The organism is Streptomyces sp. NPDC012888 (assembly GCF_042900645.1).
Lineage (GTDB): Bacteria > Actinomycetota > Actinomycetes > Streptomycetales > Streptomycetaceae > Streptomyces.
Genome location: NZ_JBIBBM010000006.1, coordinates 362,081 through 388,834, shown reverse-complemented (window position 1 = coordinate 388,834; position 26,754 = coordinate 362,081). Strand labels below are relative to the sequence as shown.

At 74.2% G+C, this 26,754-nt stretch carries 28 protein-coding genes; 12 read left to right on the top strand and 16 right to left on the bottom strand.

Annotation, left to right across the window (positions count from 1 at the left end):
• Positions 1–46: 46 nt before the first annotated feature.
• Positions 47–592: an RBBP9/YdeN family alpha/beta hydrolase gene (locus ACFY61_RS14125; RefSeq protein ID WP_389471222.1), complete on the bottom strand. Its 546-nt coding sequence runs from the start codon at positions 590–592 to the stop codon at positions 47–49.
• A 123-nt stretch (positions 593–715) separates the two neighbouring features.
• On the opposite strand from ACFY61_RS14125, the gene ACFY61_RS14120 reads away from it, so the two are divergent.
• Both ACFY61_RS14120 and ACFY61_RS14115 read left to right on the top strand, forming a co-directional pair.
• On the top strand, positions 716–1,159 hold the full coding sequence (locus ACFY61_RS14120; protein WP_389471219.1) for an Lrp/AsnC family transcriptional regulator: 444 nt from the start codon (positions 716–718) through the stop codon (positions 1,157–1,159).
• A gap of 136 nt (positions 1,160–1,295) precedes the next feature.
• Positions 1,296–2,165 (top strand): alpha/beta fold hydrolase, encoded by an 870-nt coding sequence (locus tag ACFY61_RS14115; RefSeq protein ID WP_389471217.1) that lies wholly within the window; start codon positions 1,296–1,298, stop codon positions 2,163–2,165.
• A 21-nt stretch (positions 2,166–2,186) separates the two neighbouring features.
• On the opposite strand, the gene ACFY61_RS14110 is transcribed toward ACFY61_RS14115, so the two are convergent.
• Entirely contained in the window at positions 2,187–2,855 is a 669-nt protein-coding gene (locus ACFY61_RS14110) for a hypothetical protein (RefSeq protein ID WP_389471214.1), read from the bottom strand.
• A gap of 168 nt (positions 2,856–3,023) precedes the next feature.
• On the opposite strand from ACFY61_RS14110, the gene ACFY61_RS14105 reads away from it, so the two are divergent.
• Complete coding sequence (locus tag ACFY61_RS14105) at positions 3,024–6,323, top strand: tetratricopeptide repeat protein (RefSeq protein WP_389471212.1); 3,300 nt, start codon at positions 3,024–3,026, stop codon at positions 6,321–6,323.
• Between the two features lie 269 nt (positions 6,324–6,592).
• On the opposite strand, the gene ACFY61_RS14100 is transcribed toward ACFY61_RS14105, so the two are convergent.
• Positions 6,593–6,850, bottom strand: coding sequence for a hypothetical protein (locus ACFY61_RS14100; protein ID WP_389471210.1), 258 nt, complete (start codon positions 6,848–6,850; stop codon positions 6,593–6,595).
• A 2-nt stretch (positions 6,851–6,852) separates the two neighbouring features.
• Positions 6,853–7,734 (bottom strand): mycothiol conjugate amidase Mca, encoded by an 882-nt coding sequence (mca, locus tag ACFY61_RS14095; protein ID WP_389471207.1) that lies wholly within the window; start codon positions 7,732–7,734, stop codon positions 6,853–6,855.
• Between the two features lie 96 nt (positions 7,735–7,830).
• Between mca and ACFY61_RS14090 the strand changes: the two genes are divergently transcribed.
• Complete coding sequence (locus ACFY61_RS14090) at positions 7,831–8,235, top strand: DUF4307 domain-containing protein (protein ID WP_389471204.1); 405 nt, start codon at positions 7,831–7,833, stop codon at positions 8,233–8,235.
• A gap of 27 nt (positions 8,236–8,262) precedes the next feature.
• Here the strand turns inward: ACFY61_RS14090 and ACFY61_RS14085 are convergent, their stop codons facing one another.
• Positions 8,263–8,634, bottom strand: coding sequence for a hypothetical protein (locus ACFY61_RS14085; protein ID WP_389471202.1), 372 nt, complete (start codon positions 8,632–8,634; stop codon positions 8,263–8,265).
• 16 nt (positions 8,635–8,650) lie between these two features.
• Positions 8,651–8,782 (bottom strand): CGNR zinc finger domain-containing protein, encoded by a 132-nt coding sequence (locus ACFY61_RS14080; RefSeq protein ID WP_389471200.1) that lies wholly within the window; start codon positions 8,780–8,782, stop codon positions 8,651–8,653.
• Positions 8,783–8,895: 113 nt separating this feature from the next.
• Between ACFY61_RS14080 and greA the strand changes: the two genes are divergently transcribed.
• A complete protein-coding gene (greA, locus tag ACFY61_RS14075) occupies positions 8,896–9,393 on the top strand; it encodes a transcription elongation factor GreA (protein ID WP_389471198.1) in 498 nt (165 codons plus the stop codon).
• 119 nt (positions 9,394–9,512) lie between these two features.
• On the opposite strand, the gene ilvA is transcribed toward greA, so the two are convergent.
• Positions 9,513–10,745, bottom strand: coding sequence for a threonine ammonia-lyase (gene ilvA, locus ACFY61_RS14070; RefSeq protein ID WP_389471195.1), 1,233 nt, complete (start codon positions 10,743–10,745; stop codon positions 9,513–9,515).
• A gap of 184 nt (positions 10,746–10,929) precedes the next feature.
• Between ilvA and ACFY61_RS14065 the strand changes: the two genes are divergently transcribed.
• Genes ACFY61_RS14065 through ACFY61_RS14055 form a run of 3 tightly spaced genes read left to right on the top strand, consistent with a single transcriptional unit; the run spans position 10,930 to position 12,176 of the window.
• Entirely contained in the window at positions 10,930–11,463 is a 534-nt protein-coding gene (locus ACFY61_RS14065) for a MarR family winged helix-turn-helix transcriptional regulator (RefSeq protein ID WP_389471192.1), read from the top strand.
• A 33-nt stretch (positions 11,464–11,496) separates the two neighbouring features.
• Positions 11,497–11,931 carry an RNA polymerase gene (locus ACFY61_RS14060; protein ID WP_389471190.1) on the top strand — a complete coding sequence of 145 codons (435 nt, stop codon included), beginning with the start codon at positions 11,497–11,499 and terminating at the stop codon, positions 11,929–11,931.
• Positions 11,928–12,176 (top strand): hypothetical protein, encoded by a 249-nt coding sequence (locus tag ACFY61_RS14055; protein WP_389471188.1) that lies wholly within the window; start codon positions 11,928–11,930, stop codon positions 12,174–12,176. Before ACFY61_RS14060 ends, ACFY61_RS14055 begins: the two co-directional genes overlap by 4 nt.
• Positions 12,177–12,496: 320 nt before the next feature.
• On the opposite strand, the gene ACFY61_RS14050 is transcribed toward ACFY61_RS14055, so the two are convergent.
• Positions 12,497–13,666 carry a cystathionine gamma-synthase gene (locus tag ACFY61_RS14050; RefSeq protein ID WP_389471185.1) on the bottom strand — a complete coding sequence of 390 codons (1,170 nt, stop codon included), beginning with the start codon at positions 13,664–13,666 and terminating at the stop codon, positions 12,497–12,499.
• 50 nt (positions 13,667–13,716) lie between these two features.
• Between ACFY61_RS14050 and ACFY61_RS14045 the strand changes: the two genes are divergently transcribed.
• Both ACFY61_RS14045 and msrA read left to right on the top strand, forming a co-directional pair.
• On the top strand, positions 13,717–14,820 hold the full coding sequence (locus ACFY61_RS14045) for a hypothetical protein (RefSeq protein WP_389471183.1): 1,104 nt from the start codon (positions 13,717–13,719) through the stop codon (positions 14,818–14,820).
• Between the two features lie 89 nt (positions 14,821–14,909).
• Positions 14,910–15,587, top strand: a complete 678-nt coding sequence (gene msrA / locus ACFY61_RS14040; RefSeq protein ID WP_389471182.1) for a peptide-methionine (S)-S-oxide reductase MsrA — start codon at positions 14,910–14,912, stop codon at positions 15,585–15,587.
• 16 nt (positions 15,588–15,603) lie between these two features.
• Here the strand turns inward: msrA and ACFY61_RS14035 are convergent, their stop codons facing one another.
• Positions 15,604–16,659, bottom strand: coding sequence for an NAD(P)-dependent alcohol dehydrogenase (locus ACFY61_RS14035; protein ID WP_389471179.1), 1,056 nt, complete (start codon positions 16,657–16,659; stop codon positions 15,604–15,606).
• Positions 16,660–16,838: 179 nt separating this feature from the next.
• On the opposite strand from ACFY61_RS14035, the gene ACFY61_RS14030 reads away from it, so the two are divergent.
• Positions 16,839–17,711, top strand: coding sequence for a helix-turn-helix transcriptional regulator (locus ACFY61_RS14030; RefSeq protein WP_389471177.1), 873 nt, complete (start codon positions 16,839–16,841; stop codon positions 17,709–17,711).
• Here ACFY61_RS14030 and ACFY61_RS14025 read toward each other — a convergent pair.
• From ACFY61_RS14025 to ACFY61_RS14015, 3 genes are all read right to left on the bottom strand, one after another.
• Positions 17,701–18,672 carry a GNAT family N-acetyltransferase gene (locus tag ACFY61_RS14025; protein WP_389471175.1) on the bottom strand — a complete coding sequence of 324 codons (972 nt, stop codon included), beginning with the start codon at positions 18,670–18,672 and terminating at the stop codon, positions 17,701–17,703. The two genes, ACFY61_RS14030 and ACFY61_RS14025, sit on opposite strands and share 11 nt — an antisense overlap.
• 113 nt (positions 18,673–18,785) lie before the next feature.
• A complete protein-coding gene (locus ACFY61_RS14020; RefSeq protein WP_389471173.1) occupies positions 18,786–20,060 on the bottom strand; it encodes an Ig-like domain-containing protein in 1,275 nt (424 codons plus the stop codon).
• 122 nt (positions 20,061–20,182) lie between these two features.
• Positions 20,183–20,524 (bottom strand): hypothetical protein, encoded by a 342-nt coding sequence (locus ACFY61_RS14015; protein ID WP_389471171.1) that lies wholly within the window; start codon positions 20,522–20,524, stop codon positions 20,183–20,185.
• Between the two features lie 106 nt (positions 20,525–20,630).
• Here ACFY61_RS14015 and ACFY61_RS14010 point away from each other — a divergent pair, with 106 nt between their 5' ends.
• On the top strand, positions 20,631–20,981 hold the full coding sequence (locus ACFY61_RS14010; protein ID WP_389471169.1) for a hypothetical protein: 351 nt from the start codon (positions 20,631–20,633) through the stop codon (positions 20,979–20,981).
• Between the two features lie 58 nt (positions 20,982–21,039).
• On the opposite strand, the gene hutH is transcribed toward ACFY61_RS14010, so the two are convergent.
• From hutH to ACFY61_RS13990, 4 genes are all read right to left on the bottom strand, one after another.
• The gene (gene hutH, locus ACFY61_RS14005; RefSeq protein ID WP_389471311.1) at positions 21,040–22,581 is read right to left on the bottom strand and encodes a histidine ammonia-lyase; all 1,542 of its coding nucleotides are present in this window, start codon (positions 22,579–22,581) and stop codon (positions 21,040–21,042) included.
• 413 nt (positions 22,582–22,994) lie between these two features.
• Positions 22,995–24,110 (bottom strand): diguanylate cyclase domain-containing protein, encoded by a 1,116-nt coding sequence (locus tag ACFY61_RS14000; protein WP_389471167.1) that lies wholly within the window; start codon positions 24,108–24,110, stop codon positions 22,995–22,997.
• Between the two features lie 106 nt (positions 24,111–24,216).
• Positions 24,217–25,032 carry an enoyl-CoA hydratase/isomerase family protein gene (locus ACFY61_RS13995; RefSeq protein ID WP_389471164.1) on the bottom strand — a complete coding sequence of 272 codons (816 nt, stop codon included), beginning with the start codon at positions 25,030–25,032 and terminating at the stop codon, positions 24,217–24,219.
• Between the two features lie 34 nt (positions 25,033–25,066).
• On the bottom strand, positions 25,067–26,206 hold the full coding sequence (locus tag ACFY61_RS13990) for an adenylate/guanylate cyclase domain-containing protein (protein WP_389471162.1): 1,140 nt from the start codon (positions 26,204–26,206) through the stop codon (positions 25,067–25,069).
• Positions 26,207–26,754: the final 548 nt, after the last annotated feature.

Below are 26,754 nucleotides of genomic sequence, written 5' to 3'. Positions count from 1 at the left end.
GTCGACTCCCTCGAAGCCGCCCGAACCCGCCGTGCCGCACGGGGGCTCAGCGGTCGAGGAGCCCGCGGAGGAGTTCCAGGCCCGCCTGCCAGTCACCGAGGCCGCTGTCGGAGTTGATGTGGCCGTGGCCTTCGAGGAGGTGGCCTTGCGCCCGCCACTCCCGCGCGAAGGACGCGGACGCCTCCGCGTCGCAGTAGGGGTCGTCGTCGCCGGCCACCACCAGGGCCGGGCAGGGCAGGGGGCGGGCGGACAGGCCCAGGAACGTCGGGGCGGCCTCTTGCGGGAACGCCGGCCCCCGGGGGTCGGGGGGCGCGACCAGGAACGCCGCCACCGAGTCGGGCAGCGCCTGCTCCAGCCAGTGCGCGGCCGCCCAGCAGCCGAGGCTGTGCGCCACCAACGCCACCCGGCCGTCACGCCGGGAAGCGATCCCGTAGGCAGCCTGGATCGCGGCGACCCAGTCCGGCAGGTCCGGCTCGCTCCACGACGCCGGCGCGATCCGTACCGCCGAGGGCCCCCATCGCTCCTCCCACACGCTCTGCCAGTGCCGCTCATCCGAACCGTCGATGCCGGGGATGATGACGTACGCGACCATCGCCCACCGCCGTTCCCGTCGCGGTCCCCGCACTTCGCCGGGACACCCTGGGGCGATTCTCGACGGGGCAGCGCCGGTGGCCGGGCCCAGCAAGTGATCTCAAGGAAAGTGGGGGCGACGACGATGGAATCACTCGACGAGATAGACCGGGCGATCCTGGATCTGCTCCAGGTCGACGGCCGGCTCACCGGAGCCGAGGTCGGACGCCGGGTCGGGCTGTCCCAGCCTGCGGCCGCCGCCCGCATCCAGCGCCTGGAGAAGAACGGGACCATCACCGGGTACCGCGCCGTCGTCGCCCCGTCGGCAGTCGGGTTGAACATCCACGCCGTCGTCCGGCTGCGGACCACCCACGCGCAGCTGACCCAAGCGCTCGCCCTCGCCGCCCGGACTCCCGAGGTCGTCTCGACCCTCCGCGTGACCGGCGAGGACTGTCTGGTGCTCGACGTGCACTGTTCCCACGCCGAGCGCCTGGAACGGATCGTGGACTCCCTCGCCCGCTACGGACCGGTCACCACATCCCTCGTCCTGCGCAGCTACCCGCCCAAGCCGCTGCCGACGGCACCGTAGGCGCCCTGCCGGCCCGCGACCCCGCAGCGATCGCTGGATAGAGCGCTCGTTCTAGCTTGTGGATCACTCCGGCCCCCGTGTTAGCTTCCGACTAGATAGAACGTTCTCTCTAGAACCTCGCGAACAAGGAGCTGATATGGAACACAAGCGGATCACCGTCAACGGCCTGGACCTGGCCTACGTCGAAGCCGGAGAAGGGCCGCTCGCCCTGATGCTGCACGGTTTCGACACGCCCAGGCTGTACCGGTACCTCATGCCCGCGCTGGCCGAGGCGGGGTACCGCGCCGTGGTCCCCACCATGCGCGGCTTCGCCCCGTCCCAGGTGCCGCCGGACGGCAGCATGCGCCTGCCCGACCTGATCGCCGACGCCAACGGCCTGCACGAGGCGCTCGGCGGCGGCTCCGACGCGGTCCTGATCGGACACGACTGGGGCGGCTTCACCACCTGGGGCGCCGCCGCGGCCGCGCCGGAGCGATGGGCCAAGGTGGTCGTCAACGACGTCCCGCCCCTGTCGTTCTACGACCGCGGCAGCGCGGATCCCGCCCGCATCGAGCGGTACGTGCACTTCTACTTCTTCCAGATGGCCATAGCCGACCAGCTCGTCGCGGCCGACGACCTCGCCTACCTCGACTGGCTCTGGAACCACTGGACGGGGACCGTCCCCGGCTACGACTCCACGGAGGACCGCAAGGCGATGAAGGAGGGACTCGACACGCCGGAGAGGCTCCACCTCGGCCTGGAGCTCTACCGGCAGAACTTCCCGGCCGCGACCTTCGGCACCCCGCGATGGGAGATGGCCCGAGTGCTGGACGAGCTGCCTTCCCAGCCCACCCTCTACCTCCACGGAACCGAGGACCCCGTGGTCGACGAGGCGACGCTCGCCGAGCTCGTCTCCATGCTGCCGCCGGGATCGGACGGCGCGATGATCGAAGGCGCGGGCCACTTCCTCCTCACCGAGAAGCCGCAGGAGGTCAACCAGCGCATCCTCGCCTTCCTGTCCCGCTGACCACGCCCCGCGGCGCGCGTTTCAGGCGCGGGTGCAGACGTGGGTGGTGGTGCTGCCGGAGCGTTCGACGTGGCGGATGGTGAGGGTGTTGCCGGCGTAGGTGACCGAGAGGCGCTGGTCGTCGGCGGGGCGGCGGCGGCCCGGGGGCTGCCAGGGGAGGGTGAGCTCGAAACCGTCGGCGACCTTCTCCGGGACCTGGTGGGCCTGGGTGCCGGTCTCACGGGTCAGGGCCTTGGGGCCCTCGTGGACCTCGATCGCCAGGACGCCGCTGCCGTGGAGGCGGTGGCCGCCGCGCCAGGTGCCGCCGTCGCCCTCCCAGACGATGGTCCAGGAGGAGAGCTCGACGGTGGCCGCGGCCCGGGCCACGAGTCCGTTCGACGAGGTCGACTCGATGGCCCAGGGGCCCTTGAGGAAGGCCTCGAAGGACCGCTCCAGCACGCCCCGTCGGGCGGGCGTGGCGGCCGGCCCGGGGGTGGCGGATCCGGAGGCGGCGGTGGACGGGGAGGAGGAGGCGGCGGACGTCGTGGAGGGCCCGGTGGAGGGGGCCGCGGAGGAGCCCGACGCGGCCTTCGGGCGGTCCTTGCCCGTGCAGGCGGCGAGGAGCGCCGCGCCGGCGCCGATGGCCAGGTAGCGCAGGGCGTTGCGGCGCCCGATCAACCGTGCCGCCGTGCGTATGTCACGTACCGTCATGCAAGCCCCCGTATACCCGTGTCGGATCGACTCGGTGAGTGTAGACGCCCGCTCCGAGCGGTCCGCGCGGGAGGCAACTCCCTCTGATCTAGCTCAGATTGCTCGCGCCGAGGGGTGTCCCGCAGGACACTGTGTAGCTCCGTCGGAACCCTCGAAGGGGGATCGCTGATGCGGGACGTCCATCGGAGCGAGGCCGAGGCGCTGTGGGTGCGGGCCGTCGACGAGGAGGTGCGGCGGCACCCCGGCGCGGTGGTCGACCGGGGCGGGTTGCTGGCGCGGGGCCGGGAGGCGCTGGACGCGCTGGCGGCGAGCGCGGCGGCGGAGTACGAGGCCTACGTACGGGCGGTCGACGAGGCGGCGGCCGGTGAGCGCTCGCTCGGGGACGCGTTCCGGCACGGCAACGCCTCCACGGCCCTGCTCGTGGCGGCGGTCTCGGCGGTGGCGGCCTTCGGCGCGGACGTGGCGCTGGGCGTGGAGTCCGGTACGGCGCTGGGCGCGGGGGCGGTGGTGGGTGCGGCCGGTGCGGTGGCGACGGTGCTCAAGGTGACGGCGGGGCACGTGCCGGCCGCGCACCGGCGGGCCGGGGCGCTGGGGCAGCCCGGCGGGGTGGAACAGCTGAGGCTCCAGTGGCTGTCGGCGCTGGAGGTGCGGGGGGTCAGGCCGTTCCTGGAGCAGCAGCGGCAGGTGGCGGCGGCCCGGGCGGCCCGGCCGGGGAAGCAGCCGGTGCCGCAGCTGCGCGGGGCGGACCGCAGTGCGGAGGCCCGGCGGCGGCGGGCGCTGGAGCAGAGCTTCGGGCAGCTGCCGGAGCCGGTGGGGGCGTTCGCGGGGCGGCGGGCCGAGCTGGCGCGGATCGCGCAGTGGGTGCGGGCGGCGCGGGCCAGCACGGAGACCCGGCCGGTGGTGGTGGTGCTGTACGGGGAGCCCGGCGCGGGGCGGACGGCGCTCGCGCTGCGGGCGGCCCACCAGCTGCGGGACCAGTACCGGGGGGCGTGCGTGGTGGACCTGCGCGGCGGTTCCCCGGCCGGCCCGGCCCCGCTGCCGACGCGGGAGGCGCTGCTGCACCTGCTGAACCGGCTGGGCGCGCCACGGGAGCAGTTGCTGTTCCGGGAGCGGTCGTCGGCGGAGCAGCAGGTGCGGAGGCTGGCCGAGCTGTACCACCAGCACCTGGCGGGACTGCCGGTCGCGGTGGTGCTCGACGACGCGGGGGACGCGGCGCAGGTGCGGGCGCTGCTGCCGGAGCGGTCGGACTCGCTGGTGCTGGTGACGGCGCGGGAGCGGCTGGAGCTGGGCGAGGACCTCCCGGCGTGGGTGCACCAGCTGGAGGTGGGCCCGCTGGAGCCGGCGGAGGCGACGGAGCTGCTCGCGGGCGGCGCGGGGAGTGCCGGCGGTACGGGGAGCGCGGGCGGCGCGGGGAGCGTGGTCGACGCGGCGCGCGCCGGCGTGGGCGGCGCGGGCGGCGCGGCGCACGCCGGTGCGGAGGTGGCCGCGCTGGCCGCGGCGGCCGGTGGGCTGCCGCTGGCGCTGCGGGTGCTGGGCCCGCTGCTGGACGGGCCCGGGGCGGGTGCCCTCGCGGCGGCCATGGCGACACGGCCCGGCGCCGGCCCGGTGGAACGGGCACTGGCGGTGGCCGGGCCGGAGCTCGGCGAACAGGCGGGGCGGCTGCTGCTGCGGCTCCCGCTGGCCGGCCGCGCCTCGCTGGGCGGGGCCGCGGCCGCCGCGCTGCTCGACGTACCGGAGTCGGCGGCCCGGCGGGCGCTGGAGGAGCTGTGGCGGGCGGGGCTGATCGACCGGGTCCGCGGTGACCGGTTCCGGCTGCACGACGCGGTGCGCGCGTACGCGGCCGCCCGGCAGGCGGAGTCGGTGGACCGGGAGGCGCTGGCCGCGGCCCACGAGCGGCTGATCCGGAACTACGCGCAGCTCGCCGACGCGGTGATCCGGATGGTCGACGGGAAGACCTCGACGCGGGCGGACCGGTTCGACGGCCACGGTTTCGCCTCGCTGGACGCGGCGCTGCGCTGGCTGGACGAGGAGTCGAGCTTCATCACCGCGGCACTGCGGCACACGGAGGGCGTGGACCAGCGGGCGGTACTGGACCTGCTGGGCGCGCTGTGCGACCACTGCCTGCTGCGCGGGGACCTGTACCGGCTGGGCGAGATCAACGAGCTGACGCAGGCGGTGCGGGCGGAGGGCGGCGCGCAGGAGGTGATGGCCCGCTCGGTGCAGTGGCGTACCGGCATCGCCGCGCGGCAGCTGGGTGAGCTGGACCGGGCCCGGACGACGCTGACCTCGGTGGTGGACCAGTTCCGCGAGGCGAACCAGCAGGCCGGGGCGGCGCGGGCGCTGGTGTCGCTGGGCATCACCCTGCACCACCAGGGCCAGCTGCCGGAGGCGCGGACGAGGATCCGCGAGGCGGCGGCCTCGCAGGAGGCGGCGGGGCTGACCGGCGACCTGGCGTGGGCGCTGCACGCGCTGGCGGCGGTGGAGCGGGACCTGGCGCGGCTGCCGGAGGCGCTGGAGCTGCTGGAGCGGTCGCTGGCGCTGCACCGGGAGAGCGGGAGCGTGCACGGCGAGGCGTGGGGGCGTTTCCACCTGGGGCAGGTGTTCCTGCGGGCGGGGGACGTGCCGGCGGCCGAGGAGGAACTCCGGCTGGCCCTGAAGCTGTACGGGCGTACTCACGACGCGCGCGGGGAGGCGTGGGCGCTGACCCAGCTGGGCCGGGCGCGGCTGGTGGACGGGGACGCGACGGGTGCGGCGGACCGGCTGCGGGAGGCGCACGAACGGCACCGGGAGGCGGAGGACGCGCGGGGCGAGGCGTGGTCGCTGTACTACCTGGGGCAGGCGCTGGAGGAGCAGGGCGACCGGGACCGGGCGGTGCGGGAGCTGGAGCGGGCGCGGACGATGTTCTCGCGGATGCGGGACGTGTACGGGCTGGCCTGCGCCCGGCACCACTCGGGGCGGGTGACCCGGGACCAGCGGGCCGCGCAGACCGGCAACCTGCGCAACTCCGGCTTCGCCCGGCAGCTGCTGGTGGACGCGCGGGCGGACTTCGGGAAGATCGGGCTGGCCCACGGCGAGGCGTGGACGTGCCTGGAGCTGGCGGTGGTGGACGCGGGCAACGGGCGGATCGCGCAGGCGTTGGCGCTGTGCGAGGAGGCGGACCGGCTGTTCGAGTCGTACGGGGACCGGCGGGGCGGGGACTGGGCGCGGTTCCTGCGGTGCACGGTGCTGCCGTACGCGGGGCGCGCGGAGGAGGCGGCGGCCGGGCTGGCCGCGTTGGCGGCGGCGCCGCACGCGGGGCGGGACGCGCGGCTGGAGGACTGCCTCGATCCCTACGCGGTGGCCCTGGGGCGCGGGGTGGACCCCGCGGAGGGCTGGCAGGGGTGGCGCCTGGCGATGGTGCCGAACCGCCACTCCCGCGAAATCCTGTCCCTCCCGCCCCGCCCCGACCCCGGCCCGAGCGACACCTGACCACACCCGGGCGGAGCCAAGCCCCACAGCCAACGCTCCGCCCCGCAACCCGCGCCTCGAACGCCGGCGGGGCTGGATCCTTCCGGGCGGCGCCCGCACCGAAGCCGGGGGCACACGGCGGAGCCGGGCCGCACCTCAAGCCCGAGCGGCGATTGAGCGGGACCGGGCGGAGCCAAAGCTCCGCGCCTCGCACGCCGGCGAGGCCGGGTTCCGCCCGGCACCGGCCCGCCGGGCCCGAGCAGCGGTTCCGCCGGGCCCGAGCCGGGCGGTTACGGCTTGGTCGGGGCGGGCGGCGTCGTGGCCGGGTCGGAGGCGGCCCCGGCGGAGGCGGAGGCGGAGGCGGCGGGGGCCTCCTCGAAGTTGACGCGGCCCATGTGCCGGTTCATGGACTTCATCAGGGCCCACACCCCCACCGCAAGCGCGGCGAACACGATGAAGCCCAGCACACCGGGCGTCACCTTGTTCTTGTCGAAGGTGTCCGCCGCCAGCGGGAGGACCTGGGCGATGGCTGCGTGCGTGGCGCTCATGCTTACGCATTCTCCCGGATGCCCGCGAAGAGGTCGGACTCGGGGAGGGTGGTGTCCACGAGCGACTTCGCCAGCTCGTACTCCTCCGTCGGCCAGACCTCCTTCTGGACGTCCATCGGGACGCGGAACCAGCCGCCGTCGGGGTCGATCTGCGTGGCGTGCGCGATCAGCGCCTTGTCGCGGATCTCGAAGAACTCGGCGCAGGGCACGTGCGTGGTCAGCGTGCGCTCCTTGCGCTCGAACTCCTTCCACCGCGCCAGCCACTCGCCGTACGGGGACTCCAGCCCGCGCTCCAGCATCGCGTTGTGCAGGGCGATGGTGCGCGGCTTGTTGAAGCCCTGGTTGTAGTACAGCTTCAGCGGCTGGTAGGCCGGGCCGAACTCGGCCTCCGGGTACTTCTCGGTGTCGGCCGCGCCGTCGAAGGCCACCATCGTGATCTTGTGGGTCATGATGTGGTCGGGGTGCGGGTAGCCGCCGTTCTCGTCGTACGTGGTGATGACCTGCGGCCGGAACTCGCGGATCTTCCGCACCAGCCGGCCGGCCGCCTCGTCGACGTCCTCCAGCGCGAAGCAGCCCTCGGGCAGCGGCGGCAGCGGGTCGCCCTCGGGGAGGCCGGAGTCGACGTAGCCCAGCCACTCCTGCTGGACGCCGAGGATCTCGCGGGCCTCGTCCATCTCCTTGCGGCGGACCTCGTGGATGTTCTCCTCGATGTACTTGTCGCCCTGGAGCTTGGGGTTGAGGATCGAGCCCCGCTCGCCCCCGGTGCAGGTGACGACCAGGACCGGCAGGCCCTCGGACACGTACTTGGCCATGGTCGCCGCACCCTTGCTGGACTCGTCGTCGGGGTGGGCGTGGACGGCCATCAGTCGAAGCTGCTCGGTCAAGACGGGATCCTCTGCGATCGGGCACGGTCGGCGGCTTCTATAGTGACCGAATCGGGGGGAGGAAAATTCCAGCCCCCGTGGAGAGAGGATCGAGCGATGGGTACGGTGCGCGAAGGGCTGCCCGAGGGGCGGTACGGCCGTTCCGCGGACGACCGCGCCGACCGCAAGCTCAAGATCGTCGGCTCGTTGCTGGGTGTGGGCCTGCTGGGCCTGGTCGGCTGGATCGGCTGGGACTACGTGGCCGGCCAGAGCGTCAGCGCCGAGGTGATCAAGTACGAGGTGGTCTCCGACTCCGAGGTGCAGGTGCACCTGGAGATCCGCAAGGAGCCCGGGGTCACCGGTGTCTGCACGCTGAGCTCGCAGGACAAGGAGCACGGTGAGGTCGGTCGCGGCGACTTCACGTTCGCACAGCCGGTGGGGCGGGTCGACGAACTCGTCACGCTGAAGACCACGAGCCGGGCCGTGATGATCGAGCTGGTCGGCTGCCAGGCAGCCGGCTGACCCTGCCCTCTCTCTCCTCCGGTCCCGCTATCCGCCGACCGCCGCCTTGACGTGGTCGACGACCTTCCTGAACTCCGAGCTCGGCGAGAAGTCGAGGAACTCGCAGTCCTCCAGCGCCTCGGGCGCGTGTCCGGGCGCCCAGTAGAAGGCGTCTCCGGCGGAGTAGACCGGCGCCGAGCCGTCGGTCATGTGCAGCTTGATCCGCCCCTTGATCACGTAGCCCCAGTGCGGGCAGTCGCACAGGTCGTCGGGCAGGCCCTTGAAGGCCGGGGTCATGTCCGTGCCGGCGACGAACCGGACGAACGCGACGCTGATGTCCCCTCCGATGTCCACGGTGCGCAGCTCCGCCCCGTCGGTCTTGAACATCACCGGAGTGCTGTCCCATGTCGTTGACGTCATGGCTCCTCCAGGTCGGTCACGCCCCCTGTCCCTCCAGTCTCCCCCCGCTCCTGCGGGACCGGTAGGCGGCGATCTCCGCGAGGTTGCCGCACCGGTCCATCGAGCACCAGCGGCGCCGGAGGCGTCCCGCGTCCGGCCGCAATGACACACTTCATACACACGGTGTCCTCCCCCTTTTCTTCCCGAATTGTTAGGCTCGTGGTTTCGCCCGCACCGACGAGTGCGCGGCCATGAAGTCCCCTGTACCGACGAGGAGCACCTGTGACCCAGACGAGCGAGAGCGTCACCTGGCTGACCCAGGAGGCGTACGACCAGCTCAAGGCCGAGCTGGATTACCTGTCTGGTCCCGCACGCACGGAGATCGCCGCCAAGATCGCGGCCGCCCGCGAGGAGGGTGACCTCCGTGAGAACGGCGGCTACCACGCTGCGAAGGAGGAGCAGGGCAAGCAGGAGCTCCGCGTGCGCCAGCTCACCCAGCTCCTGGAGAGCGCCAAGGTCGGCACCGCGCCCGCGTCCGACGGCGTCGTGGCGCCCGGCACGGTCGTGACCATCGCCTTCGACGGCGACCCGGACGACACCATGGAGTTCCTGCTCGCCTCGCGCGAGTACGCCTCCTCCGACTTCGAGACCTACTCGCCGCAGTCCCCGCTGGGCACCGGCGTCATGGGCAAGAAGGAGGGCGAGGACGCCGAGTACGAGCTGCCCAACGGCAAGAAGGCCTCGGTGCGCATCCTCGCGGTCAAGCCCTTCACCGGCTGACCGCCCCGCACGACGACCGTCGAGCCCCCGCCGGACCCCTTCCGGCGGGGGCTCGCCGCTGCCCGGGGACGCGGACGGAGCGGTACGGGCACGGGTAGGGGTACCGGGGCGGGGACGGTTCAGCCCATCACGCGGTAGCCCGCCGCGTGCAGGGAGCGGGCCACCTCCTTGCAGTGCTCCGGCCCCTTCGTCTCCAGGTGCAGCTCGACCTCGACCTCCGTCAGGCCCAGACGGGGGTCGGTCCGCACGTGGCTGACGTCGAGCACGTTGGCGTCCATGCCCGACAGCACCCCCAGCAGCCCGGCCAGCGCGCCGGGCCGGTCCGCCACCCGCAGCCGCAGCGACAGGTAGCGGCCGGCCGCGGCCATGCCGTGCCGGAGGATCCGCTGGAGCAGCAGCGGGTCCACGTTGCCGCCGGACAGCACGGCCACCACCGGACCCTTGCCGTACAGCTCCGGCTCGGTCAGCAGGGCCGCGACGGTGCTGCAGCCGGCCGGCTCCACCACCAGCTTGGCCCGCTCCAGGCAGAGCAGCAGGGCGCTGGACAGCGCGTCCTCGGAGACCGTACGGACGTCGTCGAGCAGCTCCGCGATGATCCGGAACGGGACGTCGCCGGGGCGGCCCACCTTGATGCCGTCGGCCATCGTGCTCGGCTCGTCCACGGACACCGGGTGGCCCACCGCGAGCGAGGGTGGGTACGCGGCCGCGCCCGCCGCCTGAACGCCGACGACCCGCACGTCGGGACGCAGCGCCTTCACCGCGACGGCCACGCCGGCGGCCAGCCCGCCGCCGCCGATGCCCACGAGGATGGTCCGCACCTCGGGGCACTGCTCCAGGATCTCCAGGCCCACGGTGCCCTGCCCGGCGATGATGTCCCGGTGGTCGAAGGGGTGGATGAACACCGCCCCGGTCCGGTCCGCGTACTCCTGCGCGGCGGCCAGGGTCTCGTCGACCACCTGGCCCTCCAGCCGCACCTCCGCCCCGTACTCCCGGGTCGCGGCCACCTTCGGCAGCGGGGCGCCGACCGGCATGAACACCGTCGAGCGCACCCCGAGGAGGGACGAGGCCAGGGCCACGCCCTGGGCGTGGTTGCCGGCGCTGGCGGCGACCACGCCGGCCGCGCGCTGCTCGGGGCGGAGACCCGCGATGCGCACGTACGCGCCGCGCAGCTTGAAGGATCCGGTGCGCTGGAGGTTCTCGCACTTGAGGTGGACCGGCGCGCCGACCAGCGCCGACAGGTGCCGGCTGCCCTCCATGGCGGTGACCCGGGCGACGCCGGAGAGCATCTTCTGCGCTCCCCTGACGTCGTCGAGGATCACCTGGGGGACGGGCTCGGGCACGCGGTAGTTCATGCCGCAAGTCTCGCAGTCCGGGAGCGACGGGGCGCGGGACGTCCGAGGTGCGGGCAGCGGCCCGCCGCGGCGGGGCGGCCCGGGCCGCTACTCGCCAGTTCTGCCACGGCGCGCACGGGCCGGAGCCCGGCCGCGTACGCTGTGCCCCATCCCTGTCGGCCCCACGCGAAGAGAGCCCACGGCCATGTCCTCCACCCCGGCCCGTCCCGACCTGCCGGCCACGGCCGAGACCCCGGCCGAGACCCCGGCCGAAGCCGGCCTGCTCGACGCCCTCCAGCACCAGGTCGCCCTGTTCGCGCGCCGGGCCGAGCAGACCCGGCTGGGCGGCGTCGGCCAGGCCCGCAACTCCATGGACCGGGCCGCGTACCTGCTGCTCAACCGGCTCGACCTGGAAGGCCCGATGGGCGTCAAGGCGCTCGCCGCGGGCATGGGGATCGACTCGTCGACGGTGACCCGGCAGGTCGCGCCGCTGGTCGACACCGGTCTGGTGAAGCGGACTTCGCACCCGGAGGACGGCCGCGCGGTGGTGCTGGCGCTGTCCCCGCGCGGGCTGGCCCGGCTGGAGGAGGTCCGTTCGTCGCGGCGCGAACTCATGGCGCGGGTGACGGCCGAGTGGACGGAGGAAGAGCGGGAGTCCTTCACCGCCCTGCTGACCCGCTTCAACCTGTCGCTGTCCGACCTGATGGGCGCGGCGTCCGAGGGCGGTCCGACCTCTTGACCCGGGTGGTCCGGCTGCCCGCACCATGAGCATGTGGACCACCAAACCCAGGCGGGGTTCAGGGAGTTCGAAGCGTTCGTCGCGGGTGCGGCGGCGCGGTTGCTGCACGTCGCCACGCTGCTGACCGCCGAGCCGGAGGGCGGGGCCCCGGCCGCCCGGGAGCTGCTGGCGGGTGCGCTGGCCCGCACCTTCGCCGACTGGCGGCGGCTGCGGGGTGACGATCCGTACGACCACACCCGGCAGGAGCTGTGCGCGGCGTTCGCCCGCAGCGCCTGGCGCTACCAGCGGGGGCGCGGCGGGGTGCTGTCCCGGCTGCGGCCGCAGCAGCGGCTGGCGGTCGTCCTGCTGGTGTACGAGAGCGTGGCGGAACAGCAGGCGGCGGCCCAGCTGGGGCTGGCGCCGGAACGGCTGCGCGCGCTGCGGGCCCATGCGGAGGCGGTGCTGCGGACGCGGGAGCGGGCGGCGTGACCGGGGACCGTGCGGCCGACCTGCGCCGCCTGCTCGAAGCCGGTCCGCACGGGGCCGTCCCGCCGGACCTGGCCGCGGCGGCCGCGGCGCGCGGCACCCGCATCCGGCGCCGGCGCCGGCTGCTGCGGCGGCTGGCCTGGGCCCTAGTGGCCTTGGCCACCCTCGCGCTGGCCGTCTGGGCCTCCCACACCGAACCCTGGCTCCCACCGCCCGCCCCGAAAGCCCCACCCCTCCAGGGCTGGTGACCACGCCACCCCCGACGTGCACCCCCGCCCGGGCCGGAACCCGCCGCGGGCGCGGGGTACGGGGCGGAGCCCCGTGTGCCCCGGCAGAGCCCCGGCCGCACGGCTACGACTCCGCCCGAGCCCGCTCAAACGCCGCTCGGGCTCGGTGGCCCGGCCGGGGCGCCGCCCCGCGGGCCGGCTCCCGGGGACGAATCCGGCCCGCCGGCGATCGAGGCGCGGCGGAGCCCCGCCCGCCCCCACCCGCCCCCCCCCCCCCCCCCCGGGGGGGGGGGGGGGGGCGGGGGGGGCGGGCGGGGGGCGGGGGCGGGGGCGTCAGAGAGTCAGGACAGGGCCTGGGTGAGGTCGGCCAGGAGGTCGTCCGCCGACTCGATGCCGACCGAGAGCCGCACGAGGTCCCCCGGAACCTCCAGCGCCGACCCGGCGACCGACGCGTGCGTCATCCGACCGGGGTGCTCGATCAGCGACTCCACCCCGCCCAGCGACTCGCCGAGCGTGAACAGCTTCGCCCGGTTGCAGACCTCCACGGCCGCTTCCTCGCCGCCCGCGACCCGGAACGAGATCATGCCGCCGAAGTCCCGCATCTGCTTGGCGGCGACCTCGTGGCCGGGGTGGTCGGGCAGTCCCGGGTACAGGACCCGGGTGACCTTCGGGTGCCGGGTCAGCATCTCCGCGACGCGCGCCGCGTTCTGGCTGTGCCGGTCCATCCGGACGGCCAGCGTCTTGATGCCGCGCAGCACGATCCACGAGTCGAACGGCCCGGCCACCGCGCCCATCGCGTTCTGGTGGTACGCCAGCTCCTCGCCCAGCGCGGCGTCCGCCGTGACCAGGGCCCCGCCGACCACGTCGGAGTGGCCGCCCATGTACTTGGTCAGCGAGTGCACGACCACGTCGGCGCCCAGCGCCAGCGGCTGCTGCAGGTACGGGGAGGCGAAGGTGTTGTCGACGACCAGCTTGGCGCCGGCACCCCGCGCGATGTCGGCGACGACCGCGATGTCGGTGATGCCCAGCAGCGGGTTGGACGGGGTCTCCACCCAGATCGCCTTGGTGCGGTCGGTCAGCGCGGCCCGCACCGCCGCCGGGTCGGAGGTGTCGGCCACCGACCATTCCACGCCCCACCGGGAGACCACCTTGGCGAAGAGGCGGAACGTACCGCCGTACGCGTCGTTGGGGATCACCACGTGGTCACCCGGCGAGAGCAGGGTGCGCAGCAGGCAGTCCTCGGCGGCCAGCCCGGAGGCGAAGGCGAGGCCGCGGCGGCCGCCCTCCAGCGCGGCGAGGTTCTCCTCCAGTGCGGTACGGGTCGGGTTGGCGCTGCGGCTGTACTCGTAGCCGCCGCGCAGACCGCCGACACCGTCCTGCTTGTACGTGGACACCTGGTAGATCGGGGGGACGACCGCGCCGGTGAGCGGGTCGGCCGTATTGCCCGCATGGATGGCGCGGGTCTCGAAATTCTGGTGCTCGTGGCTGCCGTCGTGGCTGTCGTGGCTCATGGACAGAGCCTATTCGCCTCCGGGCCGGTTGGTCTGGTTCGCTTGGGGACATGGAGATTCTCTGGTTCCTGATCGCGATCGGCCTGCTGCTGGCCGCCCTCGGCCCGTGGATACGGCGCAGGCGCGGCGGTGTGCGCCTGGTCGCGCCGGGCAGCCCCGACGCGGCCGACCCCGCGAACTACGGATTCGTCCGGCAGGAGCAGCTGGACATCCGGGTGCCGGGCCCGGACACGGACCTGATGGACGCCCTGGAGCTGGTGCAGCAGACCCAGCAGTGGCGGGCGGCGTCGCAGCTGCTGGCCGGCACCCCGAAGGAGGGCGAGCTGCGGTGGCAGCGGGTCCAGGCCTTCGCGGGCGCGGCGGCGCTGGAGCTGGCGCAGCGGCCGGGTACGGGCGCGCAGTGGCTGCGGACCTGGCGGCTGGAGGCGGAGAAGGACCCGGGCGGCGCCGAGGTGCACGCGGAGTTCCTGGTGCAGCAGGCCTGGCGGCAGTCGGGCGGGGTCGGCTCGGACGACCACCGGATCATCCTGGAGGAGGCGCGGGAGGCCTGCGCGAAGGCGGCGCTGCTGGCGCCGGGCGACCCCGTCCCGTACATCACCGAGCTGGCGGTCGCGCGGGGTCTGGCGTACCCGCCGGTCGAGTTCGACGCGCTGTGGGCGAAGGTGATCGACCGGGCGCCGGACCACATGGGGGCGCACCTGGCGGCGCTGCACTACTGGTGCGCCAAGTGGCACGGTTCGCGCGAGCAGGCCGACGCGTTCACGCATGCGGCGGCGGCCCGCGCCCCGCAGGGCTCGCTGCTGGCGGCGCTGCCGCTGTTCGGCGTGTACGAGCACGTCCCCGAGGTGGTGCTGACCGACTTCCACCGCACCGCGGTGGTCACGCGCGCGGTCGAGGGCGCGATGTTCGCGGTGCGCAACGCCCGCGCCGACGACCCGATGCTGGCCCACGTCCGGCACCTGCTGCTGTGGTTCCTGGTCGGCGGCGAGCGGTGGGCGGAGGCGATGGAGCAGGTCCGCCACGTGGACGGCTACGTGGGCGCGCTGCCCTGGTCGCACAGCCCGGACCCGGCCGAGATGTACGCGGTGTTCCGCGCCCTGGCGGTGGCCGGCTACGAGTCCAACGGCGGTTCGCCGGCGACCCTGCCGCGCTGAGCGGCGACCGGCGGACCGCCGGAACGGGCGCGCCGGGGGGAATCCCCGCCCGCCCGTTCCCGTTCTCCTCGTACACAAGGAGGCCACGCATGTTCACGTACCGCCGCACGCCCGAGCTCCCCAGCCGCGAGGAGGCCCTGAAGGGCCGCCCGGAGCCGCTGTTCTCGCTGCCCGCCCGCCACACGGTCCTCGGCAACCCGCTGGCCGGCCCGTACCCGGAGGGGCTGGAGGTCGCGGACTTCGGCCTGGGCTGCTTCTGGGGCGCGGAGCGCAAGTTCTGGCAGACCCCCGGCGTGTGGACCACGCTGGTCGGCTACCAGGGCGGCTTCACGGAGAACCCCACGTACGAGGAGGTCTGCTCGGGCCTGACCGGCCACACGGAGGTCGTCCGGGTGGTCTTCGACCCGGCCGAGGTCGCGTACGAGACGCTGCTGAAGGTGTTCTGGGAGGCGCACGACCCCACCCAGGGCTTCCGCCAGGGCAACGACGTCGGCACCCAGTACCGCTCGGCCGTCTACACGCACTCCGAGGCCCAGCAGGCCACCGCCGAGGCCTCCCGGGACGCCTACCAGCGGGTGCTGACCGGCTCCGGGTACGGCACGATCAGCACCGCCGTGCTCCCGGCCGCCGACCGCCCGTTCTGGAACGCGGAGGAGTACCACCAGCAGTACCTCGACAAGAACCCCGGCGGGTACTGCGGCATCGGCGGCACCGGCGTGTCCTGCCCGGTCGGCATCGCCGGGGCCGGGTCGGGGTCGGACGGGTGACCGCGACCGCCCGGGCTCAGATGGTGGCGGCGTCGATGACGAACCGGTAGCGGACGTCGCCGGCCAGGACCCGGTCGTAGGCGTCGTTGACCTGGTCCGCGCGGATGAGCTCGATCTCCGCGCCGAGCCCGTGCGCGGCGCAGAAGTCCAGCATCTCCTGGGTCTCGGCGATGCCGCCGATCATGGAGCCGGCCAGCGACCTGTTGCCGTTGATGACGGAGAACAGGTCGAGGCGGACCGGCTCCTCAGGCGCGCCCACGTTCACCAGCGTGCCGCCCACCCTGACCAGCCGGAGGTAGGCGCCGAGGTCGATCGGGGCGGAGACGGTCGAGACGACCAGGTCGAAGCGGCCGGCCAGCTCGGTGAACGTGGCCGGGTCGGAGGTGGCGCGGTAGTGGGTGGCGCCGAGCGCCAGGCCGTCGTCCTTCTTGCGCAGGCTCTGCGAGAGGACGGTCACCTCCGCGCCCAGCGCCTTCGCGATCTTCACGCCCATGTGGCCGAGGCCGCCGAGCCCGACGATCGCGACCTTCTTGCCCGGGCCGGCCTGCCAGCGCCTGAGCGGCGAGTAGAGGGTGATGCCGGCGCACAGCAGCGGCGCGGCGGCGTCCAGGGAGAGGGCGTCGGGGATCCGGACGGCGTAGCCCTCGTCGACCACGATGTGGGTGGAGTAGCCGCCGTAGGTCGGTTCACCGGCGCGGTCGAGGGCGTTGTACGTGCCGGTCGGGCCGTCGGCGCAGTGCTGCTCCTGGCCGGCCAGGCAGTGCTCGCAGGTGCGGCAGGAGTCCACGATGACGCCGACGCCGACCCGGTCGCCGACCGCGAACCGGGTCACCTCCGCGCCGGCCGCGGTGACCACGCCGGTGATCTCGTGGCCGGGGACCATCGGGTAGATGCCCTCGTGCCAGCCGTCGTGGACCTGGTGGATGTCGGAGTGGCAGATACCGGCGTACCTGATCTCGACGAGGACGTCGCGCGGGCCCACGGCGCGGCGGGGGACGGTGGTCCGCTCCAGCGGGGCCTTCGGGGCGGGCGCGGCGTAGGCGGCGGCCCGGGTGGCGGTGGCCTGGGACATCGTGGTGCTCCTCGGGTCTGCTCCGTCGGTCTTGCGGGTCGTGGGGAACGATGCCGCGGGCCGCGCGGGCCACCCAGCCCCCTGCTCTGCCTAGGACCGGCGAACGTATCCCCAGCAGGGTCAGGAACCCGGCGGTGCTCACGGGCCGGCGTCGCGGGGGCAGCGGTGATACTGGCCGGATGGACCACCTTGATCAGCGAGCCGAACTGAGCGAGTTCCTGCGGTCGCGCCGGGCCCGCCTGCAGCCCGCGGACGTGGGCCTGCCCCAGTACGGGCGGCACCGGCGGGTGCCGGGCCTGCGCCGCGAGGAACTCGCCCAGCTGGCGGGGGTGTCGGTCGCGTACTACACGCGGCTGGAACAGGGGCACGGGCAGAACGTCTCCGCCGGGGTGCTCGACGCCATAGCGCGGGCGCTGCGGCTGGACGAGGTGGAGCGGGCGCACCTGACGCACCTGGCCCGCCCGAAGGGGCGCGGCCGGATGTGCCGGCAGAGCTACCGGCCCGAGCGGGTGCGGCCGGAGCTGCTGACGCTGCTGGACGCCATGGACGGCGTCCCGGCGTACATCGTGGGGCGGCGGCAGGACGTGATCGGCTGGAACCGGCTGGCCCGGGCGGTCTTCGGGGACTTCGCGGCGATGCCGGCGGCGGAGCGGAACCTGGTGCGGCTGGTGTTCCTGGACCCGGCGACGGCCGACCTCTACCAGGACTGGGACTGCCGGGCCTGCGAGGTGGTCAGCAACCTCCGCCTGTACGCCGGGCTGCATCCGGAGGACCCCCAGCTGTCCGCGCTGGTCGGCGAACTGTCGGTGAAGAACGAGGAGTTCCGGCGGCTGTGGGCGGCGCACACGGTCGCGGACAAGACGCACGGCGTGAAGCGGCTGCGCCACCCGCTGGCCGGCCCGATGTCGCTGTCCTTCGAGACGTTCAGGGTGACGGACAACCCCGAGCAGGCGCTGGTGGTGTTCCACGCGGAGCCGGGTTCGGCGTCGGCCGAAGCGCTGGCCCTGCTGTCCTCCTGGGGGGTTCCCGACCCGGCGGAGGCTACAGCTTGAGCTGGAAGAGGCCCGCGGCGCGCTCGTGGCGGTAGCCCAGCGCCTGGTTCACCGCGCGCATGGGGGCGTTGTCGTCGGCGACGGTGGTGCCGATCCACCGCAGCCCCGGGTACGCGGCCGAGGCCTCGGACAGCATGCGTTGCTTGACGGCCCGTCCGAGTCCCCTTCCCCGGTGGGCGGGCACCACCACCGTGTCGTACTGCAGGGCGCGGGAGGCGGACGGCACCGGCAGCACCAGTTCCGTGTACGCCGCCACCTCGCCGGAGCCGGTGACCGCCGCGACGGTGCGGATGCGGCCGCCGCGGTCCACCACCAGCCGGCCGGCCGCCCGCAGCCGGTCGGCGTCCCAGGCCGGGATGCGTTCCTCCCGGTCCCCGTCGGGCGCGTCCTCCATGGCCGCGTGCGCGGCCGCCGCCGCGTCCGCCCAGGGGTCGGGGACGACGCCCTCCCAGGACACGAAGCGGTAGCCGGGAGGGGCGTCGGCCGGCGCGGCCGGGGCCTGCGCCGCCACCTCCTGCACGTACCAGGCCATGGGCAGCACGTTGACGAAGCCCAGCGACTCGGCGAAGGCCTGGCCCGGGCCGCCCAGGTCGAGCACGGTGCTGACCGAGGTCCGGCCGTCGGCCTCGAGTTCGGCCCGGACGCGCTGCCACAGGGCGGTTCCGGTGCCGTTCCGCCGGGCGTCCGGACGTACCGTCAGTTCGTCCAGCCAGGCGGTGTGCGCGTTCGCGGCCTCCGAGTGCAGCAGCAGCGCGGCCACCCCTTCGTCCCCGGCCAGCCACTGCAGGAACCGGCCGCGCGGCGGGGCGGTCCGCAGCCGGCCCGCGACCTCGGCGCGGCCGGGCGGGGGCAGGCCCGGCAGGTCCGCGGTCCGGGCGGCGGTGAGCACCGCCCACCAGGTGTCCACCTCGTCGTCGGTCGGCGGGACGGACAGGGGTGCGGGCGCTGCGGGGTGTGTCATACAGCGGACCCTACGGCGTGAGGGGTTCCGGCACGCCCGGAAATGCGCGCGCGGCGGGGAGTCCGTGGTGGACTCCCCGCCGCGCGCCGGGGCCGGGGGAACGTGTGCTCGGATCAGACGGCCGAACCGGCCTTCCACTCTGCCCAGCTCATGTTCCAGCCGTTGAGGCCGTTGTCCGGCTTGATGGTCTTGTCCGGGGAGTTCATCACGGTGACCACGTCGCCGATGAGCGAGTTGTCGTAGAACCAGGCGGCCGGCTGACCCGGGTCGCCCGCTCCCTGGACGTCGTTCAGACCGACGCAGCCGTGGCTGGTGTTGACGCTGCCGAAGATGGAGTCGGAGCCCCAGTAGTTGCCGTGGATGAACGTGCCGGAGGTGGACAGGCGCATGGCGTGCGGCACGTCCTTGATGTCGTACTCGCCCTTGCCGTCGGAGTCGGTGAAGCCGACGGTGGCGCCGTTCATCCGGGTCTCCTTGAACTTCTCGGAGATCACCATCTGGCCGTTGTAGGTCGGCGTCTCGGGGGAGCCGGCCGAGATCGGGATGGTCTTGATGACCTGGCCGTCCCGCTTGATCGTCATCTTCTTGGTCTTGGCGTCGACGACGGAGACCTGGCTGCGGCCGATCTGGAAGGTGGCGGTGCGGTCCTGCACGCCGACGATGCCGGGCGCGCCCTGGACGCCGTCCAGCTTCATCTTCAGCGTGACGGTGGAGTTCGCCTGCCAGTACTGCTCGGGGCGGAAGTCGAGCCGCTGGGAGTTGAACCAGTGGCCGACGACCTCCTGGCCGCTGCTGGAGGTGACCGTGATGGCCGACTGGACGGCCTTGCGGTCCTTGATCGGCTTGTTGAAGTTGATCGACACGGGCATGCCGACGCCGACCTTCTGGCCGTCCTCCGGGGTGAACGAGCCGATGAAGCTGTTCTCCGGGGAGACGGTGGTGAAGGAGGCGTTCTCGTGCGCCTCGCGGCCGCCGGCGTCCTTGGCGGTCGCCGCCAGCGAGTACTTCGTGGAGCGCTTGAGCGCGCCCTCCGGCTTCCAGCTCTTGCCGTCGGCCGAGATCTTGCCCGTGACCGCGGCACCCTCGGAGGACTTCATCTCCACCTTGGTGAGGGTGCCGTCGGTGACCGTGACGGCGGCGTCGGAGTTCAGGCCGACGTTGGTGGCGCCGTCCTTGGGGGTGATGACTATTCGGGCCTTGGAGGTGTCCTTGGCCGCGGCGGCGTCGACGTCCGCCTGCGAGTTGGCCGAGGCGCCGCCCGCGTTCTTGGGCTCGTCACCGCCGCCGTCGTTGCATGCCGAGAGCACCAGTACACCGCCGAGCAGGGCGGAAGCGGCCGCAAGGCCCCTTCTGCGGGTCGCGCTCCGCCCCTTGCCGTACGTCCTCACACGTCACTCCATCGTTGCCGGATACCCCGGGCAGGAGGGATCCCCCCCGGCCTGTTCAGAAGACAACGCGTGCGCGGACCGGTTTGGTTCCACATCCCGTTCGGATGTGGGCAATCCCACTGTCAGGCCTTGTCGTCCCCTTCGTCGAACACCCCATCTTCCTCGTCGATGTCCCACTCCAGGGAGTCGGGGTCGTATTCGACCGGTTCGGTGCTCCAGGAGGCCTGGGCCAGTTCCACCCCGGGCACCTCCGCGACCAGGTCGGTCGGGTCCACCAGGTAGGCCAGGGCCTCCGCCAGGTCCTCGCGGACGACCGTCTCGGCGTGCCCACGCTCCTCTTCGTGCATGTACTCGTCGGCCTTGACGTGCTCCAGTGCGGCTCCGGTGAGTGCATCCGGATCCGGCACTTCCAGCACCAGATCAACCCGAAGGCGGACATATCGCACGTTCTCTTCTGTCTCCATACGACGGAGAGTAAGCCTGCGGGCCCCCTGACTTTCCCACGACCCGCCCCTTTCACTAGCATCGTCCCGCACGGCCAATTCGCGCTGCCACAAGGGGGATCGAACCGTGTCCGCACGTCGACCGCTGCTCACCGCCCTCGGGGCGACCACCCTCCTCGGCGCCCTCTGGTTCGTACCCTCCGCCAATGCCACGGCGCCGGAGGGCGCCACCACCGGCACCACCGCTGTGCGTTCCGCTTCCGCGCCGCTCGGCGGCGCGCCCGTCCCGGCCGGCGCCCCGGCGAACGCCAACGACGGCGCCACCACCGCCGAAGAGGGCGGCGGCGTCCGCCCGCAGCTGGTGCTGGCCGACACCGGCGGCGTGGACACCACCCCGTACGTCTTCGGCGGCATCGCCTGCCTGGGCGTCGGCGCGGGCTTCGTGGTCTTCTCGGCGAGCCGCGGCCGCGCCCACTGACACGGAAAGCCGGAAGGGCCGGCCCGCACCGCGGCGGACCGGCCCTCTCGCGGCCCCGTCACAGCAGCGGGCCGGTCACCTTCTCCACGGCCTCGACGAGCGCGCCCGAGCGGACGAACTGCTCGGCGGCGGCCAGGTCCGGCGCGAGGAAGCGGTCCGGGCCCGGACCGCCCACGCCGGCGGCCCGCGCCGCCTCGATCGCCGCGGCGGAGGCGGGCGCCGGGACCAGCCCGGTGCGCAGCTCGATCCCCCGGGTGGCCGCGTACAGCTCGATGGCCACGATCCGGGTCAGGTTGTCGATGGCGGTGCGCAGCTTGCGGGCGGCGGACCAGCCCATCGAGACGTGGTCCTCCTGCATCGCGGAGGACGGGATGGAGTCGGCGGACGCCGGGACCGCCAGCCGCTTCATCTCGCTGACCAGGGCGGCCTGGGTGTACTGGGCGATCATCAGGCCGGAGTCGACGCCGGCGTCGTCGGCGAGGAACGGCGGCAGGCCGTGCGAACGGTTCTTGTCGAGCAGGCGGTCCGTACGCCGCTCGGCGATGGAACCGAGGTCGGCGGCGGCGATGGCCAGGAAGTCCAGTACGTACGCGACGGGCGCGCCGTGGAAGTTGCCGTTGGACTCGACGCGGCCGTCGGGCAGCACGACCGGGTTGTCGACGGAGGAGGCCAGCTCGCGGGAGGCCACCAGGGCGGCGTGCGCGATGGTGTCCCGGCCGGCGCCGGCCACCTGGGGCGCGCAGCGCACCGAGTAGGCGTCCTGCACGCGGGGGGCCTCGTCGTGCTGGAAGTGGCCGGTGAGGCCGGAGTCCTTCAGCACGGCGGCCATGTTGGCGGCGGAGGCGCCCTGGCCGGGGTGCGGGCGGATGGCGTGCAGCTCGGGGGCGAGCACCTTGTCGGTGCCGAGCAGCGCCTCCAGGGACAGCGCGGCGGTGATGTCGGCGGCGGTGTAGAGCCGGCGGAGGTCGGCGAGGGCCATGCAGAGCATGCCGAGCATGCCGTCGGTGCCGTTGAGGAGCGCGAGCCCCTCCTTCTCGCGGAGCTCGACGGGGGCGATGCCGTGCTCGGCGAGCAGCTCGCCGGCGGGGCGGACGGTGCCGTCCGGCCCCTCGGCGTCACCCTCGCCCATGAGCGCGAGGGCGCAGTGGGAGAGCGGCGCGAGGTCGCCGGAGCAGCCGAGGGAGCCGTACTCGTGCACGACCGGGGTGATGCCGGCGTTCAGCACGTCGGCCATGGTCTGCGCCACCTCGGGGCGCACGCCGGTGTGCCCGGACGCGACCGTCTTGAGCCGCAGGAACATCAGCGCGCGGACCACCTCGCGCTCGACGCGCGGACCCATGCCGGCGGCGTGCGACCGGACGATGTTCCGCTGGAGCTGGGCCCGCAGCTCGGGCGAGATGTGACGGGTGGCGAGGGCGCCGAAGCCGGTGGACACCCCGTAGACGGGCTCGGGCTTCGCGGCCAGCGCGTCGACGACGGCCCGCGCACGGGCGAGGGCGTCCAGCGCCTCCCCGGACAGCTCGACGCGCGCGTTGCCGCGGGCGACGGCGATGACGTCCTCGGCGGTGGTGCCGGACGTCCCCACGACGACAGTGTGCATATCCATATTCAGCACCCTACGGACTGAATCCCAACCTGTCACTAGCCCACTGCCCGAAGCGACGCGCCCGATCCCCCGGCCCGGCCCGGCCCGCCAGGCGCCCGACGCCCGGGCGGGCCCGCTCGGGCTGGACGGCCCGACCGGGGTGCCGCCCTGCGGGCCGGCTCCGGGGGCAAATCCAGCCTCGCCGGCGCTTGAGGCGACCTTCAGCCCCGCCGGCGATTGAGGCGGCCTTTCAGCCTCGCCGGCGTTTGAGGCGCGGGGTGCGGGGCGGAGCCCCGTGTGCTCGGGCGGAGCACCGGGCGCGCGGCCGCGGCTCCGCCCGGGCCCGCTCAGACGCCGCTCGGGCTGGATCGCGCGGCCCGGCTCCGGCGCGTACCCGGGACCCGAGCGGGCCAGCGGCGCGGCGGCGGTCAGGTGGGGCGGCCCCGGAAGCGGCGGCGGTCCGCCGACCCCGTGGGCGCCGCGTCGGCCAGCCGCACGACCGCCGTGTCCCGCCCCGCCACCACCGGCCCCGCCGCCCTCGCCGCCTTCGCCTTGTACTGCGCCGCGTCCGCCAGCCGGAACAATCGCCGCGAGGTCTTCACCGCCCCGATGTCGTCCCCCGTCGAAGCGACCCCGCAGGCCACCCCCTCCCCCAGCTCCAGCTCCCCCGCCCGCGCACACACCAGCTCCGCCACCCGCACCACCTCGTCCGCCGACGGCCCCGCCGACACCACGCAGAACTCGTCCCCGCCGAGCCGCGCCACCAGCGCGCCCGGCAGCATCGCCCCGCACAGGCTCAGCACCGAGCCGAACCGTTCCAGCAGCCGGTCCCCCGTCGCGTGCCCCAGCGTGTCGTTGACCCGCTTGAGCCCGTTCAGGTCGCAGACCACCAGGCTGACCACCACCCCGCCCGCCCGGTGCCGCTCCAGCGCCTCGTCCAGCGCCATGTCCACGGCCCGCCGGTTCGCGAGCCCGGTCAGCGGGTCGGTGAAGGCCAGCCGACGGGCCTCCTCCAGCCGCTCGTTCTGGGCGAGCCCGGCCGCGATCACCGCCGCCAGCACCGTCGCGAACTCCGCGTCGTCCTCGTCGAAGTCCGGCAGCCCCTCGTCCCGGGCCACGTACAGCTCGCCCCAGGCCCGCCCGCTCAGCACCAGCGGCGCCACCACGCAGGTCGCCCGCCCGCGCCGCCGCAGCGCCTCCCCGCGCCGGCCCGGACGGCCACCGGCCGCGCTGTCCACCCAGGCGTGCGGGCCGCCGCCCCCGGCCCAGCGCTCGTGCAGGAACTCGGTGATCTCCGGGAAGTCGTGCACCGGGTAGGACTCGTCCTCGGGGAACTCCTCCTCCCCGGCCCGCCGCTCCCCCTCGTTGACCAGCACCCGCAGCCGCCCCCGCTCCCGCTCCCACGCGGAGATCGCGGCGAAGGACCCGTCCATCGCCGTGCGCGCGCCCCGCGCGGCCGCCCGCACGCTGTCCCGCGGCGTGTGCGCCGCCGCCATGGCCTGCGCGAGGCTCACCACGGCCCGAAGCCGCCCGTCAACTCCCATCACCCCAGGTTAGGGAGTTTTGTCCGATTCAGTGATGGTTGGTACTGCATCCGGCCCCCGCCCCATCACCCCCCGTGACCGATCGGGGCGCCACCACGACTGTGCGCTACTCCCCCGGCCAGTTCGGCTTGCGCTTCTCGTTGAACGCCGCCACGCCCTCCGCCCGGTCGCCGGAGAAGGCCACCGTCCGCCACGCCGCGTCCTCGATCTCCAGCCCGGCCGCCAGGTCCATGCCGTGCCCGAGCCGCAGCGCCCGCTTCGCCGCCCGCAGTCCGACCGGCGAGTTCGCCGCCATCCGCCCGGCCAGCTCCAGCGCCCGCTCACGGTCGCCGCCCGCGGCCACCACCTCGTCCACCAGGCCCAGCGAGACCGCCTCGGCGGCCTCCACCCGGCGCGCGGTGAAGATCAGCTCGGCGGCCCGGGCCGCCCCCACCCGGCGCGGCAGCAGCTGCGTACCGCCGCCGCCGGGGATGACCCCGACCGAAACCTCCGGCAGGCCCACCACGGCCGTCTCGTCCGCGACGATCACGTCGCAGGCCAGCGCCAGCTCGAAGCCGCCGCCCAGCGCGAACCCGTGCACCGCGGCGATCGTCGGCATCGGCAGCTCCAGGACGCCGCCGTACGCGCCCCGCGTGGTCGGCCGCTGCCGCACCAGCTCCGCGTCCGACAGGGAGTTCCGCTCCTTGAGGTCCGCGCCCACGCAGAACGCCCGCTCGTGCGTGGACGTCAGCACCACCACGCGCGCCCCGGGGTCGGCCGCCAGCGCCGCGCAGGCCGCGCCGATGGACCGCGCCATCTCGGTCGACACCGCGTTCATCGCCTTGGGCCGGTCCAGCACCAGCTCCACGACCCCGGTCGGCTCCTCGCCGCCGTGCCGCCGGACCACGACGAACTCCCCGAACCGCTGCTCCTGCTCGGCCATTGCCAGACCCTCCCGGTTAACGAGCGTTACCGCATCACCCGGGGATCTTAGAACTCCGGCGGGTCAGCAACCAGGGCTCCACCACACCGAGGCCGCGGACCGGCCGCTGCCACATCGGCTGGAGCGCGAACCGGTACGTCCGGTCCTCCTCGGCCTCCTTCTCCGAGACCGGGGCGTCACCCGTACGGCTGAGCTCCTCCGCCAGGGCCCCGTCGACCAGGACCGCGTCCTTCGGGGCTATGGAGGTGAGCCGGCTCGCGAGGTTCACGGTGGTGCCGAAGACGTCGCCCATCCGGGTCGTCACCGTGCCGAAGGCCATGCCGACCCGCAGCTCCGGCATCGACGGGTCGGCCTCCATCGTCTCGACCAGCCGCAGCGCGATCTCGGCAGCGGTGCCGGGCTCGTCCGCGACGAACAGGACCTCGTCGCCCAGCGTCTTGATCAGCCGGCCGCCGTGGGCGGCGACCAGGTCGGCGGCGGTCGTCTCGAAGGCCTCGACGAGCTCGCCGAGCTCCTCCTCCTCCAGTCGCCGCGTCAAACGGGTGAATCCGACGAGGTCGGCGAACCCGACCGCGAGCCGCCGGTCGACCATCTCCTCGTCGTCCGCGGCCTGGACCACGCGGCCGGTGGCCGCGGCGAGCTGCCGCCGCCACACGTAGACGAGGAACTCCTCCAGCTCCGGCAGCAGCAGCTCGACCAGCGGGTACGTGACCTCGGTGCGGGTCATGCCCGGCTCCGGCGGCTCGGTCAGACCCTCCAGGAAGGAATCGATCTGCCACTCGGCCAGTCGGGCGGTGGTCTGGCCGGTCGACCGGGCCACCTGCACCGCCATCGGCTCGCTCAGCAGACCGGCCTCGACGAGGCCGGCGAGCCGGCGCAGCGCGAGTACGTCCGCCTCGGTGAGCGCCTTCGCCTGGCCGATGTCCGCGAAGCCCATCGCACGCCAGAACCGGGACGCCAGCTCCATGGAGACCCCGGCGGTCCGCGCCGCCTGGAACGGCGTGTACCGCCGCTCCGCGCCCAGGATGAGCTGCTCCAGCCGGATCGCCAGCGGGTCCGCGGTCGGCTGCGCCGTGTGGTCCACCTCGTGGTGCGGGGTGTGCTGATCCCGCCCGATCGGCGTAGCGGGACCGGAGGAGGCGGGAGCGCCGGAACCAGCGTCGTCGACGGTCAAGGGCCGCCTCCTGTCCATTCCGTGCGCACTGCCCTGCCGAACGCCTAAACCATACGGCAGGTGTGCCGTAGCTCACTCGCCAGTCCACCCGCCCCCGCCCGGGACCGCACCCCGGCCCGCCCGGACCCCGCTCGCCCGGGCCGCCCCATCCAGCCCGAGCGACGCTCGAACGGGCCCGACCGGAGCCCCGGGGCACCGAGCCCGAGCAGCGCTTGAGCGGGCCCCGGCGGAGCCAAGCCCCACAGCCGACGCTCCGCCCGACGCCCCGGGGCTCCGCCCCGAACCCCGCTCCTCAAACGCCGGAGGGGCTGGATTTCCCCGCCCGGCACCGGCCCGCAGGGCCAAACCCCGCGGCGCCCCACCAAGCCCGAGCGGCGATTGAGCGGGCCCAGCCCGGGTCCCGGGCACCTGGCGCAGCCGGGCCGCGCCATCCAGCCCGAGCGGCGATTGAGCGGGCCCCGGCGGAGCCACCGCCCGGCGGCGGGTACACGGCCGACCCCACGCCGGGCCGGGTACGGGCGCAGCCAGGCCGGGCGCGGGCCGGGCCG